This window comes from Nitratireductor sp. XY-223, from assembly GCF_004959855.1.
Classification (GTDB): Bacteria; Pseudomonadota; Alphaproteobacteria; order Rhizobiales; family Rhizobiaceae; genus Hoeflea_A.
This window is the reverse complement of record NZ_SPNT01000002.1, coordinates 454,327-467,904: the sequence shown is the minus strand read 5'-3', so window position 1 is coordinate 467,904 and position 13,578 is coordinate 454,327. Positions and strand designations below refer to the sequence as shown.

Annotated in this window: 12 protein-coding genes and 1 pseudogene; 2 read left to right on the top strand and 11 right to left on the bottom strand. The window is 63.2% G+C overall.

Features of this window, described 5'->3' with window-relative positions; genetic code table 11:
* Positions 1–50: 50 nt before the first annotated feature.
* From E4M07_RS08800 to gyrB, 9 genes are all read right to left on the bottom strand, one after another.
* Positions 51–1,400, bottom strand: coding sequence for a folylpolyglutamate synthase/dihydrofolate synthase family protein (locus E4M07_RS08800; protein ID WP_136657934.1), 1,350 nt, complete (start codon positions 1,398–1,400; stop codon positions 51–53).
* A complete protein-coding gene (accD, locus tag E4M07_RS08795) occupies positions 1,363–2,373 on the bottom strand; it encodes an acetyl-CoA carboxylase, carboxyltransferase subunit beta (protein WP_136657933.1) in 1,011 nt (336 codons plus the stop codon). Before accD ends, E4M07_RS08800 begins: the two co-directional genes overlap by 38 nt.
* A 49-nt stretch (positions 2,374–2,422) precedes the next feature.
* Entirely contained in the window at positions 2,423–3,262 is an 840-nt protein-coding gene (trpA, locus tag E4M07_RS08790) for a tryptophan synthase subunit alpha (protein ID WP_136657932.1), read from the bottom strand.
* A gap of 2 nt (positions 3,263–3,264) precedes the next feature.
* Positions 3,265–4,485 carry a tryptophan synthase subunit beta gene (gene trpB / locus E4M07_RS08785; protein WP_136657931.1) on the bottom strand — a complete coding sequence of 407 codons (1,221 nt, stop codon included), beginning with the start codon at positions 4,483–4,485 and terminating at the stop codon, positions 3,265–3,267.
* Positions 4,486–4,495: 10 nt separating this feature from the next.
* Positions 4,496–5,155, bottom strand: a complete 660-nt coding sequence (locus tag E4M07_RS08780; protein WP_136657930.1) for a phosphoribosylanthranilate isomerase — start codon at positions 5,153–5,155, stop codon at positions 4,496–4,498.
* 130 nt (positions 5,156–5,285) lie between these two features.
* Positions 5,286–6,044 (bottom strand): M48 family metallopeptidase, encoded by a 759-nt coding sequence (locus E4M07_RS08775; RefSeq protein ID WP_136657929.1) that lies wholly within the window; start codon positions 6,042–6,044, stop codon positions 5,286–5,288.
* Between the two features lie 84 nt (positions 6,045–6,128).
* Positions 6,129–6,551: a DUF2852 domain-containing protein gene (locus E4M07_RS08770; RefSeq protein WP_136657928.1), complete on the bottom strand. Its 423-nt coding sequence runs from the start codon at positions 6,549–6,551 to the stop codon at positions 6,129–6,131.
* A gap of 214 nt (positions 6,552–6,765) precedes the next feature.
* Positions 6,766–8,064 carry a polyhydroxyalkanoate depolymerase gene (phaZ, locus tag E4M07_RS08765; protein WP_136657927.1) on the bottom strand — a complete coding sequence of 433 codons (1,299 nt, stop codon included), beginning with the start codon at positions 8,062–8,064 and terminating at the stop codon, positions 6,766–6,768.
* A gap of 215 nt (positions 8,065–8,279) precedes the next feature.
* The gene (gene gyrB, locus E4M07_RS08760; protein ID WP_136657926.1) at positions 8,280–10,715 is read right to left on the bottom strand and encodes a DNA topoisomerase (ATP-hydrolyzing) subunit B; all 2,436 of its coding nucleotides are present in this window, start codon (positions 10,713–10,715) and stop codon (positions 8,280–8,282) included.
* Between the two features lie 218 nt (positions 10,716–10,933).
* Between gyrB and E4M07_RS08755 the strand changes: the two genes are divergently transcribed.
* Together E4M07_RS08755 and E4M07_RS29485 are read left to right on the top strand one after the other, a co-directional pair.
* Positions 10,934–12,313: a cytochrome P450 gene (locus E4M07_RS08755; RefSeq protein ID WP_136657925.1), complete on the top strand. Its 1,380-nt coding sequence runs from the start codon at positions 10,934–10,936 to the stop codon at positions 12,311–12,313.
* 26 nt (positions 12,314–12,339) lie between these two features.
* Positions 12,340–12,444, top strand: a pseudogene (locus E4M07_RS29485) (3-oxoacyl-ACP reductase); the annotation flags it as partial.
* A 15-nt stretch (positions 12,445–12,459) separates the two neighbouring features.
* Here the strand turns inward: E4M07_RS29485 and E4M07_RS08745 are convergent.
* Both E4M07_RS08745 and E4M07_RS08740 read right to left on the bottom strand, forming a co-directional pair.
* On the bottom strand, positions 12,460–12,639 hold the full coding sequence (locus tag E4M07_RS08745) for a hypothetical protein (protein WP_136657924.1): 180 nt from the start codon (positions 12,637–12,639) through the stop codon (positions 12,460–12,462).
* 171 nt (positions 12,640–12,810) lie between these two features.
* Positions 12,811–13,578, bottom strand: a complete 768-nt coding sequence (locus E4M07_RS08740) for a sulfite exporter TauE/SafE family protein (protein WP_136657923.1) — start codon at positions 13,576–13,578, stop codon at positions 12,811–12,813.

Below are 13,578 nucleotides of genomic sequence, written 5' to 3'. Positions count from 1 at the left end.
AAACCGCATCGCCGGACTGGCGGTGCGGTTTTGCCGTTTGAGAGCACACCCTAGGTCGGAACGATGCCGTTGTCGGCGAACACCTCGCCGACGAGATAGAGCGATCCGCCGATCAGGATCCGTGGCGGGGCTTCCATGTCCCCGAAATCCTCGCGCATCAGTTCCAGCGCCTGGCGCACATCGGCCGCCGGCTGCGCCGACAGGCCGCCACTCGCCGCGTCCTCCGCCAGTACGACCGGATCGACACCGGCATCGGAACTGGTGACCGGCACCGTGTAAACATGGCGCGCCATGCCGGAAAAGGCGGCGAAATAGCCGACAGGATCCTTGGTGTTGATCATGCCGCTGATCAGGAACAGCGGCCGCGACTGCTTTTCCTCCAGTTCCGCGATCATCTCCGCGATGGCATGACCGGCGGCCGGATTGTGGCCGCCGTCAATCCAGATCTCGGCGCCGTCCGCGGCCTGCGCGACGATCGGACCGCCGGTGATGCGCTGCATGCGCCCCAGCCACCGCGCGGCCTGCAGCCCGTCCTCGATCGCCCGGTCGGAAACGGAGAATCCCGCAGCCTTCAGGGCCCGGATCGCGGCGGCGGCGTTGGCCAGCTGGTGCCGGCCGGAAAGTTGCGGCAGCGAAAGGTCGGCCAAGCCGGTCTCGTCCTGATAGACGAGGCGACCGTGCTCCTCATGGGCGTGATAGTCCTGGCCGTAGACGCTGATCGCGCAGCCGAGCCGGTCGGCGGTCGACACGATCGTGTCGCGGGCCGCATCCTCCTGCTGGAATCCGACGACCACCGGCACGCCCGGCTTGATGATGCCGGCCTTTTCGGCGGCAATCAGTTCCACCCGGTCGCCCAGGAAGGCCTGATGATCGAGCGAGATCGGCATGATCAGGCTGGCTGCCGGTTCTTTGATCACATTGGTCGCGTCGAAACGCCCGCCGAGCCCCACCTCGATGACGGCAGCATCGGCCGGATGTTCGCTGAAAAGCAGGAACGTGACCGCCGTCAGGATCTCGAACACCGTTATCTGCTCGCCATTGTTGGCGCGCGCCACCCGGCGGATCGCGTCGGCGAGAACGGCATCGTCGACGAGCTGGCCGGGTCGGCCCTTCTCGCCGATCCGGAACCGCTCGTGCCAGTGGACGAGGTGCGGCGAGGTATGGACGTGAACGGCCAGACCCTCGGCCTCGAGGATGGCGCGGCAGAAACTGCCGGCCGAACCCTTGCCGTTGGTGCCGGCGATATGGATCACCGGCGGCAGCCGGTCCTGGGGATTGCCGAGTTTTTCGAGCAGTTGTTCGATGCGGCCCAGCGAAAGGTCGTAACCCTTCGGATGAAGGCCCATCAGGTGATCGATTTCGTCAGCCGCGGTTGTCTGCGTCACGGTTTTCCGTTCCATCGGCGGCAGCCGCCTCGGCCGCCTCGAGGGCCGGTTCGGGTGCGGTTTCGCTTTCGCCCTCGGGCGCGGTCTCGACGGGCGCTGCGGCCTCTTCGGGCGGCGGGGCGGCCTGCGCCGGCGCTGCCGGCTCCTTCATCATGATCTTCAGGAGCCGCGCCAGCGTATCGGGCAGTTCGTGGCGCGTCACCACCATGTCGACCATGCCGTGCTCCATCAAATATTCCGATGTCTGGAAGCCTTCGGGCAGTTTTTCGTGGATCGTCTGCTCGATGACACGCTTGCCGGCGAAACAGATTTCCGCGCCGGGTTCGGCGATGTGAATGTCGCCGAGCATGGCATAGGAGGCCGAGACGCCGCCGGTTGTCGGGTTGGTCAGCACCACGATATAGGGCAGCCCCGCCTCCTTCAGCATCTCGACGGCGACCGTCGTTCGCGGCAGCTGCATCAGCGACAGGATGCCTTCCTGCATGCGTGCGCCGCCGGACGCGGCGAACATGACGAGCGGGCATTTCTGCTCGGTTGCGACCTCGAATGCGTGAATGATCGCTTCGCCCGCAGCGACCCCGAGCGATCCGCCGATAAACGAGAAATCGTGCGCCACCGCGACGGCGCGCACGCCCTTGATCATGCCGATGCCGGCGATGATGGAATCGTCAAGCCCGGTTTTCGCGCGCACATCGCGCAGCCGGTCGGTGTATTTCTTCGAGTCGCGGAACTTCAGCGGGTCCTGAACCGCCTTCGGCCGTTCGATTTCCTCGAACTTCCCGTCATCGAACAGGTAGGTCAGCCGTGCCCCGGCGGAGATCTTCATGTGATAGCCCGAATTGGGCACGACCCACATGTTCTCTTCCAAATCGGTGTGAAAGACCATTTCCCCGGTCTCGGGGCACTTGATCCAAAGATTTTCCGGAACGTCCCGGCGTCCAAGCATCGAATTGATCTTCGGACGCACAAAGCTGGTAATCCAGTTCACGGCGCAATACTCCAGGTCTTAGACAGCACGAACCTACAATGTGGGTGTTTTATTCCGCCGCGGCAAGACGGGCCGAGCGCACGCCGGTGGAAAGCGACCGGACGAGCTCCGCCACCCGTTCGGGGGTCGCCTCCGTTGCCGCGCCGTTTTCGTCGAGCGATCCGGCGATCGCATTGACGATCGCGGTTCCCACGACGACGCCGTCGGCGGACGCGCCGATGGCCTGTGCGTGTTCCTTCGTCTTGACGCCGAAGCCGACGCACACGGGCAGATCCGTGTGGCTCTTGATGCGCGCCACCGCGGCGCCGACCTTGTCGGTGTCCGGCAGCGCCGCGCCGGTAATTCCCGTCATCGACACGTAGTAGACGAAGCCGGACGTGTTGTTGAGGACCGTCGGAAGCCGTTTGTCGTCGGTCGTCGGCGTCGCAAGGCGGATGAAGTTGATGCCCTTCTTGAGAGCCGGAATGCACAGCTCGTCGTCCATCTCCGGCGGCAGGTCGACGATGATCAGCCCGTCGATTCCCGCCGCAAGGGCATCGTCGAGGAACCGGTCGACGCCGTAAATATAGATGGGGTTGTAGTAACCCATCAGCACGATGGGCGTTTCCTCATCGCCGTCGCGGAATTCGCGTGCCATGCGGATCGTCTTGGCCAGCGTCTGTCCGCCTTTCAGCGCGCGCAGTCCCGCCGCCTGGATCGATGGGCCGTCGGCCATCGGATCGGAAAACGGCATGCCGAGTTCGATAACGTCGGCGCCGGCCTCCGGCAGCGCCCGCATGATGGCGAGCGACGTGTCGTAGTCCGGATCGCCGCTCATGAAATAGGTCACCAGGGCGGGGCGCCCTTCCTGCGCCAGAGACGCGAAACGTGCATCCATGCGGGCGGTCATCGTTACAGCTCCACTCCGAGATGTTTGGCTGCGGTAAAGACGTCCTTGTCGCCCCGGCCGCACAGATTCATGACGATAATCTTGTCCTTGCCCATTTGCGGCGCGCGCTTGATCACCTCGGCCAGCGCGTGCGAGGGCTCGAGCGCCGGAATGATCCCTTCAACGCGCGTCAGGCGCTGAAACGCCTCCAGCGCCTCGCCGTCCATGATCGGCACATATTCGACCCGGCCGCTGTCCTTCAGCCACGAGTGCTCCGGCCCGATGCCCGGATAGTCGAGACCGGCGGAAATCGAGTGTCCTTCCTCGATCTGTCCGTCGCCGTCCTGCAGCAGATAGGTGCGGTTGCCGTGCAGCACGCCGGGGCTGCCGGCGGTCAGCGAGGCGCAGTGTTCCTTGCTGTCGAGCCCCTTGCCGCCGGCTTCGACGCCGACGATCTGCACCGATTCATCATCGAGGAAGGGATGGAAAAGCCCGATCGCGTTGGAGCCGCCGCCGACCGCCGCGACGATCATGTCGGGCAGCCGTCCCTCGCGCTCCATCAGCTGTTCCTTGGCTTCCTGGCCGATCACCGACTGGAAGTCGCGGACCATTTCCGGATAGGGATGCGGGCCCGCGGCCGTGCCGATCAGGTAATAGGTGCTTTCGACATTCGTCACCCAGTCGCGCAGCGCCTCGTTCATGGCGTCCTTGAGCGTTCCATTGCCGGCGCTGACGGGTATAACCTCCGCGCCCAGCAGTTTCATGCGGAAGACGTTCGGCGCCTGACGCTCGACATCTGTCGCGCCCATATAGACGACGCAGGGCAGGCCGAACCGCGCGGCGACGGTCGCCGCTGCGACACCGTGCTGCCCGGCGCCCGTTTCGGCGATGATGCGCGTCTTGCCCATGCGCCGCGCCAGCAGGATCTGCCCGAGGCAATTGTTGATCTTGTGGGAGCCCGTGTGGTTGAGCTCGTCGCGCTTGAAGTAGATCTTCGCACCGCCCAGTTCCTCGGTCAGCCGCTCGGCGAAATAGAGCGGGCTCGGGCGGCCGGTATAGTGGGTGTTGAGGCTCTCCAGTTCGGCCTGGTATTCCGGATCGTCCTTGGCCTTCTCCCAGGCGTCCTGCAGGTCGAGGATCAGCGGCATCAGCGTTTCGGCAACGAACCGGCCGCCGAAAATGCCGAAGCGTCCCTCTTCATCGGGTCCGGCGCGGAAGGAATTGGGTTTGACTGGCTGGTTCACGGCATGCTCCTCAGGCGGCGGACTCTTGTTCGGCGGCCCGTACCGCTTCGAAAAATTCTGCAATCAGTTTGGTGTCCTTCTGTCCCGGCGCGCTTTCGACGCCCGATGACAGATCGATGGCTTTGGCCCCGGTCTCGAGGAGCGCATCGCGGACGTTTTCGGCCCTAAGCCCACCGGACAGCATATAGTCGATACCGGGATCGAGATTCGCGAGGATCGTCCAGTCGAACGGCACGCCGTTGCCGCCGGGAAGTTCCGATCCCGCCGGCGGTTCGGCCTCGAACAGAAACCTGTCGGCAACGCCGCGATAGGGCTCGATCAGGCGCAGGTCCCCCTGTTCTTTCAGGGCGACGGCCTTCATGACCGGCAGGCCGTAGCGTGCCTTGACCGCCGCGACCCGCTCCGGGCTTTCGCGTCCGTGCAGCTGCAGCATATCCGGCCGGACGGCGGATACGATCCCGTCCAGCGTGTCGTCATCGGCATTGACCGTGACAGCGACGCTGACGGCGCGCCCCAGCGCCCTTTCGGCAAGCGGTCCGGCAGCCTCCGGCGCGATGTTGCGCGGGCTCTTTTCAAAAAAAATGAAGCCGACATGGGAGGCCCCGCCACCGATGGCTGCCTCCAATGTTTCTTGCGTTTTCAACCCGCAGATTTTCACAGAAACGCTCATGCGGTGCTCGTCGCATGAAATTGTGTCCGAGTCGAGTGCGTAGCGCGTCGATTTGTTCCGATTTTGGATAGGTTCGGCGCTGAATCAGGACCCCGGCTTTCGCGGGCCTCCGGGCCGTTGCGTTCCCCGCCTAGGGCTTGAATTCAATGGCGTGCAGGGCCGATCCGTGCCGCTTCAACCAGCGTTTGGCCTCGTCGGTGCGCGCGCACAACTGCCGGCACAGCGCCCAGAAGCGCGGTCCGTGGTTCATTTCCTTCAAGTGCGCGACCTCGTGCGCGGCCAGGTAGTCGATGACATAGTCGGGCGCCATGACGATGCGCCAGGAAAAGGACAGGTTGCCCCTGGAACTGCATGAACCCCAGCGGCTCTTCGTGTCCTTCAGGCTGATGCCGGCGGCGCTTTGCCCCAGTGCCGCCGTGTGGCGGGCGACGGCCGTTTCCAGATCCGCCCGGGCCTGTTTCTTAAGGAAATCGACGATCCGGCGACCGAGGTGCTCCGGCGCGCCGCCGACCCGCAGCACGGGCTCGCCGTCCATCTCGCCTGTTTCCGTGATGCCGCGGAACTTTCCCGTCCGGGCGATGCGGTGGGCGACGCCGCGGATCGGGATGGAGCTGCCCTCTTCGACGCCGCTTGCCTTGGGCAGTTTGGCGAGCCGGCTCTGCAGCCAGCCGTGATGGCGGTGCAGGAAGCGGTCGATCTCCCGGTCTTCGATGCCGACCGGTACCGACAGCTTCAGTGCCCTGCCGCCCGGTTCGATGCGTAGCGTCAGGCGCGTGGCGCGCTCGTGTTCGCGGATCGTCAGCGGCAGGCGTCGTCCGGCGACCGCGATGTCGCGGCTGCGCTGCGGCCGTTTGCGGGATGTTCCCGAACGCTTCTTCAGTCCGAACATGCGTTTCTGTTTAGGTGATTCTGTGCAGAACGCAAAAAGGGCGCCCCGTCGGGGCGCCAGGTACATGAGGCTAGGACTTGGAGGTCAGTCCGGATCGCTGTCTGCCGGCCAGTCTTTTTTTCGTTTGGCCATGAAGCGATCAAACTCTTCCTGGTCCTTGGCCCGCCGCAATTCGCGCAGATAGGTGTCGAACTCTTCCCGTGCCTCGTCAAGCTTGCGCCGCTCCTCTTCAAGACGCGTAAGCTCTTTCTCGCGCCACTCGTCGAAGGCGACGTTACCGGTACGCGAATGATAGCTCCGGTGGCTGTGACGGCGGGCACGCTTGCAGCCGGCGAACATGTCGTCCGTCGCCTTGTTGACGTCCCGTTTGAAACCGTCGAGCCGGTCACCCCAGATGATGTAGGCAAGCATTGCAAGGCCCAGAGGCCAGAATACGACAAAGCCAAGAACCATCAGAGCGATGGTCAGAGGGGTCCAGGCAGGACGCAGCATTGTGGTATTGGTCATCGATAAGCCCTTTTGGTAGGAAGCAGCAGACATTGCCGCTTACCGTTTTGATGTGGGGGCAATCGGACGGGATTCAAGAAATTGAAATTGATATAAATTCCAACATATTGAAATATCGCTATAAATCAGGAAAATTTTTACCGGAAAGGCAAACTTCGGTGTTGCATCCGGCGCGCATATTTGCGGGCAGGTTCCAACATTTGGAACGAGGAAATTACTTGCCGGCCACGGCGGCCAGGACGCGTTTCCTGCGGCGGGCCGGGGCCTTCTTAGCGACCGCCTTGTCGGTGTCGTGCGTACGCATGAAATCGAGGATGCGCGGCGCGATCTCGGCGCGGAAGCGCGAGCCGTTGAAGACGCCGTAGTGGCCGACCTTGGGCTGCATGTAGTGCTGGCGCATGTTCTCCGGGATATTGACACACAGGTCGTGCGCCGCGCGGGTCTGCCCGAGACCGGAAATGTCGTCGTTCTCCCCTTCCACCGTCAGCAGCGCGACCGACTTGACGGCCGACGGCTCGACCAGTTCGTCGCGGTGCATGAAACTGCCTTTCGGCAGCGCGTGATCGATGAAGACCGTCTTCACGGTCTGCAGGTAGAACTCGGCGGTCAGGTCCATGACCGCCAGATACTCGTCGTAGAAATCGCGGTGTTTTTCCGCCGAGTCGCCGTCGCCCTCGACCAGATGCTGGAAGAAATCCTTCTGGGCGATCATGTGCTTGTCGAGGTTCATCGACATGAAGCCGGACAGCTGCAGGAAGCCGGGATAGACCTCGCGCATGAAGCCGGGCTGCGGCCACGGGACCCGCATGATGACGTTGTCGCGGAACCATTCGAGCGGCTTGGTTTCGGCGAGCGTATTGACCGCGGTCGGGTTGATGCGCGTGTCGATCGGCCCGCCCATCAGCGTCATCGAGCGCGGTGACAGCGGATCGCCGCGCTTCTCCATGACGGAAACGGCCGCGAGCACCGGCACCGACGGCTGGCAGACGGCCAGCACATGGGTGTCGCTGCCCAGGCAGTGGATCATCTCGATGATGTAGTCGATATAGTCGTCGAGATCGAAGAAGCCCTCGCTCACCGGCACCATGCGCGCATCGATCCAGTCGGTGATGTAGACATCGGCGCTCGGAAGCAGGGTTTCGACCGTGCCGCGCAGCAGCGTCGCATAATGGCCCGACATCGGCGCGACGATCAGGACCTTCGGCCCGCGCTTGGCTTCGGGCGGCAGCGCCCGGTGGAAATGGATGAGATTGCAGAACGGCTTCTTCCAGACGATGTCCTCATGCACCGGCACCTTCTGGAAATCGATGGTCGTCTCGTGAATGCCGAACTCCGGCTTGCCGTAGCGCCGCGTGGTGCGTTCGAAGACCTCAAGGCCTGCGGCCAATGTCCGCCCGGCCGGCGTCTGGGAGATCGGATTGAGGGGATTAGTATAGGCCAGCCGCATCGCATCGGCAGCCGCGCGCCAGGGCGACATGGCCGCATGGCTCAGTTCATAGAGCTGGTAAAACATCGATGCGTTCCCCTCTGGCCTTTACAGATCTGCTCCCCGGGTATCACCCCATATGGAATTGCAGCTTGTCCCCACAAGCCGATACATCATCACGAAATTGTGCAACGCAACGTGATGCGGCGACAGCCTAACAGCTTTTTGCTGCAGCGCAACGGTCCCGGCTATTGATTCAACCAAGGGTGCAATCAACTTACAAAACACCCTTAATGCATACATTAGATATCCAGATTCGCCACGTTCAGGGCGTTTTCCTGGATGAAATCGCGTCGCGGCTCGACCTCGTCGCCCATGAGCCGGGCAAACAATCCGTCGGCGTCGGTGGCGTCGTTGATCTTGACCTGGAGCAATGTCCGGGCATTGGGGTCGAGCGTCGTTTCCCAGAGCTGATCGGCATTCATTTCGCCGAGGCCCTTGTAGCGCTGCATGGTCAGGCCCTTGCGGCCGATGGCGAAAATCGTGTCGAGCAGCGTGCTCGGCCCGGTGATATCGGTCGCATCTTCCTTGCGGATCAGCCGCGCCGGTCCCGAGTAGATCTCCTGCAGTCCCTCGGTCATCTGGTCGATGCGCCGGGCATCGGCCGATGCGATTAGGTTTGCATCGATGAGATGCGATTCCTTGACGCCGCGCACCGTGCGCTCCAGCCGCAGGCCCCCATCCTCGGCGATGCTGCCGCTCCAGCCGCGCTCGGTTTCCTCGGAAATCCCGTCAAGCCGCTTGGCGACCGCCTCGGCCTTTTCCCCGGCACTGGTGCTGTCGTTCATCAGCTCCAGGTTGAGGGCGCCAACGATGGCCGCCTGCTCGATAATGGTCCGGTCGTAGCGCGAATGCAGGCCCTCGATGAGCTGCCTAAGCTTCAGCGCATCGCCGATGACGTTGCGCAGGTCCTCGCTGGTGCGCACCTCGCCATTGTCCAGTTCGAGTGCCGAATCCTCTAGGCCCACCCCGATCAGATACTCCTCGAAGGCCTTTTCGTCCTTCAGATACTGGGAGGATTTGCCGCGGGTGACCTTGTAGAGCGGCGGCTGTGCGATGAACAGGTGGCCGCGCTCGAGAAGTTCCGGCATCTGGCGGAAGAAAAAGGTCAGCAAAAGGGTACGGATATGGGCGCCGTCGACATCCGCATCCGTCATGATGATGATCTTGTGGTAGCGCAGCTTTTCCGGGTTGAACTCGTCCTTGCCGATGCCGGTGCCGAGCGCCGTGATCAGCGTGCCGATTTCCTGGCTGGACAGCATCTTGTCGAAGCGCGCGCGTTCGACGTTGAGGATCTTGCCGCGCAGCGGCAGGATCGCCTGGTTCTCGCGCGAACGGCCCTGCTTGGCCGAGCCGCCGGCCGAGTCGCCCTCGACCAGGAAAAGTTCCGATTTCGCCGGATCGCGTTCCGAACAGTCGGCGAGTTTGCCGGGCAGCGACGCGATATCGAGCGCGCCCTTGCGCCGCGTCAGTTCGCGCGCCTTGCGCGCCGCCTCGCGGGCGGCGGCCGCCTCGACGACCTTGCCGACGAGGATCTTGGCCTCCTGCGGATGCTCCTCCAGCCACTGGTTGAGCGCCGTGTTGACGAGGCTTTCGACCACCGGGCGGACCTCCGACGAAACAAGCTTGTCCTTGGTCTGCGACGAGAATTTCGGATCCGGCACCTTGACGGAAAGGACGGCGGTGAGGCCCTCGCGGCAGTCATCGCCGGTCAGCGAGACCTTTTCCTTCTTGGTCAGGCCCGAACTGTCGGCGTAGGAGACGATCTGCCGGGTCAGCGCCCCGCGGAAGCCGGCCATGTGCGTGCCGCCGTCGCGCTGCGGGATGTTGTTGGTGAAGGCCAGCACGTTCTCGTGGTAGCTGTCGTTCCACCACATGGCGACCTCGACGGTGATGCCCTCCTTTTCGCCGGCAATGGCGATGGGCTCGTCGACGAGTGGTTTCTTGTTGCGGTCCAGATACTTGACGAAGGCCTGGATGCCGCCGTCATAGACCATCTCGTCACGGCGAATGTCCGAATGCCGGCTGTCGGTCAGCGTGATGCGCACACCGGAATTGAGAAAAGCGAGCTCGCGCAGCCGGTGCTCAAGCGTGCCGTAGTCGAAATCCGTCATGGTGAAGGTATCGGTCGACGGCAGGAAAGTGACTTCCGTGCCGGTCTGATCGCCCGCATCGCCGGTCACCGTCAGCGGCCCGTCGGCGACACCGTGCGTGAAGCTCATTTCGTGGATCTTGCCCTTGCGGTGGATCTTCAGCTTCAGCGAAACCGAAAGGGCGTTGACCACCGATACGCCGACCCCGTGCAGTCCGCCGGACACCTTGTAGGAGTTCTGGTCGAATTTGCCGCCGGCATGCAGCTGCGTCATGATGACTTCGGCCGCCGACACGCCCTCCTCTGGGTGCATGTCTGTCGGAATGCCGCGGCCGTTGTCGGTAACGGTGCAGGAGCCGTCGGCATTGAGCGTGACGGTCACGTCGGTCGCGTGACCGGCGAGCGCCTCGTCGATGGCGTTGTCGACGACCTCGTAGACCATGTGGTGCAGGCCCGAGCCGTCGTCGGTGTCGCCGATATACATGCCTGGACGCTTGCGCACCGCATCCAGACCCTTCAGAACCTTGATCGATTCGGCGTCGTACTCGGGATTCGCCGATGTCTCGTTCTCGGGGCTGTCGCTCATATTGTGGTGGTCTTTCCTGGATGAATGCCTGCCGGGGCGAAGCGCCGCGAATCACCCGGCATATGTGACATAAATATAATGATTTTAACCGAAAAATCCAATTATTCGGTATAGCCGGCCATCCCCGTGAAGCAAGCGATTTCGCCGCGATTCGGGAGGAAAACCGCTTGGTTGGCGACCATTGGTGCCTATATCCTTGGCAGGAGAGCCTTGACACCATGGATGCTGCCGTTCAGCCCTTCATTCCGCCCGCCCCGCCGCCGAGGTCGAAACCGCCCGGCTGGCTGGAAGTGGTGCGCATCATCTACCGCAATCCGATCGAATTGTGGGGCGAGCCCGCCTACACGAAGCCGTGGATTTCGGCGGCCTTTTTCAACGAGCGCATGGTGCTCGCCAACGACCCCGGTTTCGTCAGGCACGTTCTTGTCGACAATGCCCGCAACTACAAGATGGCGCGGGTGCGCCAGCTTGTCCTGCGGCCGATCCTGCGCGACGGCCTGCTGACCGCGGAGGGCGAGGTCTGGAAGCGTTCGCGCAAGGCGGTGGCACCGGTCTTCACGCCACGCCACGCGCAGGGCTTCGCCGACGCGATGCTGCGCAGGGCCGAGGAATTCAGCGCCCGGTACCCCGGCGATGGCAGCGTCCACGAAATCTCCGGCGACATGACGGACCTGACCTATCAGATCCTCGCCGCGACATTGTTCTCCGACCAGATCTCGACGCCGGACGACGATTTCGGCTATCGCGTCGAACGGCTTTTGGAGACCATGGGCCGCGTCGATCCGCTGGATCTTCTGAAGGCGCCCGACTGGCTGCCGCGCATCACCCGCATACGTGGACGCAAGGTATTGGCCTTCTTCCGCAGCATCGTCGCCGATACCATGCGCGAACGCATGGAACTGCTCGAGCGCGATCCGGCGACCGCCCCGGAGGATTTCCTGACCCTGCTGCTGCGGCAGCACAGGCCCGGCGGTCTTACCCTAGACGAGGTCGAGGACAACATCATCACCTTCATCGGCGCCGGCCACGAGACGACGGCCCGTGCCCTCGGATGGACGCTCTATTGCCTCGCCAATGCGCCGCAGGAGCGCGATCGTGTCGAGGCCGAGATCGACCGGGTGCTTGCCGACGAGCCCAACCCGGTCAACTGGCTCGACGCGATGCCCCACACGCGCGCCGCCTTCGAGGAGGCCATGCGCCTTTATCCGCCGGCGCCCTCGATCAACCGCGCCGCGATCGCCGACGACCGCTGGCAGGACGCGGTCATCGAGGCAGGCACGACCGTCCTCGTCATGCCGTGGATCCTGCACAGGCACCGGCTGTTGTGGGACCAGCCCGACGCCTTTGTGCCCGCCCGTTTCCTGCCGGAAAACCGGGAATCGATCGGGCGCTTCCGGTATCTGCCTTTCGGCGTCGGGCCGCGCGTGTGCATCGGCGCGACCTTCGCGCTGCAGGAGGCGGTGATCGCGCTCGGCGTGCTGATGAGCCGCTTCCGGTTCGATTGCACGGAGGCGTCCGATCCCTGGCCGGTTCAAAAACTGACGGTGCAGCCCGAGGGCGGGCTGCCGATGCGGGTCACATCCCGGTCGTTTCCTTAAGAAAACTGCGCGCGGCGTGACATTTTGAGGTGGAAGAGGCCGCGAAATTGATCGTCTGGGCGGTATCGCCCGACAATTCCTTCACCACCGGAGCGGTGTTCGACCTGTCCGGAGGGCGCGCGACCTATTAGGTGCGGATGTTGAAACTAGCGGCTGACGGCGCCGGTGTTTTCAGCGGTGCAATTGTCGATGCCGTAGGCGGCATTGCATCCACTGTCGCGGCTCATTCCGGCCTGTGGCGCCAGGAATGCGGCAGCCACGATGACGGCGCCGGCGATGATGAACGTTGAAAATACGGCCCTGCCCATCATTTTCTGTTCTGTCATGGTACTGAATTACCCGTCTTATCCCCAATGACGGCCTTGGCCGACGGCTTGTCCCGCGCCGCAAAACAACACCTTCGCCGTGGCGGCGAAGCTGAATCTATCAGCCAATTCCTAATGATTTGCCACATGTAAGCGCAGTCTCATGAGGGTTCAATGGCGAAAATGTTAATTTCAGTAAAATATCCTCACGCCGCGATAAATCATGCCGATCGAGAGCAGGGTCAGGCAGATCCTGAAGGCCAGCCTGAAGCCGTTTTCCGGCATGCTGTGAAGGAGTTTCGAACCGGCGAGCGTGCCGCCGAAGCCGCTGACGATCATCAGCGCGATCAGCGGCAGCCAGGGCGCGAATGCAAACCCGACCGCGGCGAACCCGATCACCTTGAAACCGTGCTGGACGCTCATCAGCGCGGCAAGCGACCCGACAAGCTTCTGCCGCTCGGGAAAGCTGTTTGACAACAGCGCCGCGTTGATCGGCCCGGTTGCCCCGAGAAACATTCCAAGAAATGTCGTTATCGCGCCGATTGCAGCAAAACCGCGGGTCTTCATCGCCGCTATGTGCCGGATCGGGACCCAGGTCGTAACGATGATAAAGACGCCGAGCGCAATCAGGATGATGTCGCTCTGCAGCCGGACCGCGATCGCGGCGCCTATTCCGGCACCGACCAGCGCGCCGACGGAAAACGCGGCGATCCTGACCCAGTCGACATAATCGCGTAGGACTATCGTCCGGCCGCCGTTGGAGCCGAGCTGGACCGCGCCGTGGACCGGGATGAGGGCCGCGGACGGGACGAAATAGGACATCAGTGCGATCATCGTTGCGCCGCCGCCAATGCCGACGGACGCGGTGATGAAGGACGTTGCGAAACTTGCGGCGATGAGCAGGGCGGCAAAATGCGCCGGCACGTCGTCGGGAAGCAGCATGCCCGCCAGGGACGCCAA

What these genes read in the sequence shown, in the direction of transcription:
- gyrB (WP_136657926.1), bottom strand. Translation starts at nt 10,715, where the DNA reads ATGAGCGACAGCCCCGAGAACGAGACATCGGCGAATCCCGAGTACGAC.
- E4M07_RS08745 (WP_136657924.1), bottom strand. Translation starts at nt 12,639, where the DNA reads ATGACAGAACAGAAAATGATGGGCAGGGCCGTATTTTCAACGTTCATC.
- trpA (WP_136657932.1), bottom strand. Translation starts at nt 3,262, where the DNA reads ATGACCGCCCGCATGGATGCACGTTTCGCGTCTCTGGCGCAGGAAGGG.
- E4M07_RS08770 (WP_136657928.1), bottom strand. Translation starts at nt 6,551, where the DNA reads ATGACCAATACCACAATGCTGCGTCCTGCCTGGACCCCTCTGACCATC.
- E4M07_RS08755 (WP_136657925.1), top strand. Translation starts at nt 10,934, where the DNA reads ATGGATGCTGCCGTTCAGCCCTTCATTCCGCCCGCCCCGCCGCCGAGG.
- E4M07_RS08775 (WP_136657929.1), bottom strand. Translation starts at nt 6,044, where the DNA reads ATGTTCGGACTGAAGAAGCGTTCGGGAACATCCCGCAAACGGCCGCAG.
- E4M07_RS08800 (WP_136657934.1), bottom strand. Translation starts at nt 1,400, where the DNA reads ATGGAACGGAAAACCGTGACGCAGACAACCGCGGCTGACGAAATCGAT.
- E4M07_RS08780 (WP_136657930.1), bottom strand. Translation starts at nt 5,155, where the DNA reads ATGAGCGTTTCTGTGAAAATCTGCGGGTTGAAAACGCAAGAAACATTG.
- phaZ (WP_136657927.1), bottom strand. Translation starts at nt 8,064, where the DNA reads ATGTTTTACCAGCTCTATGAACTGAGCCATGCGGCCATGTCGCCCTGG.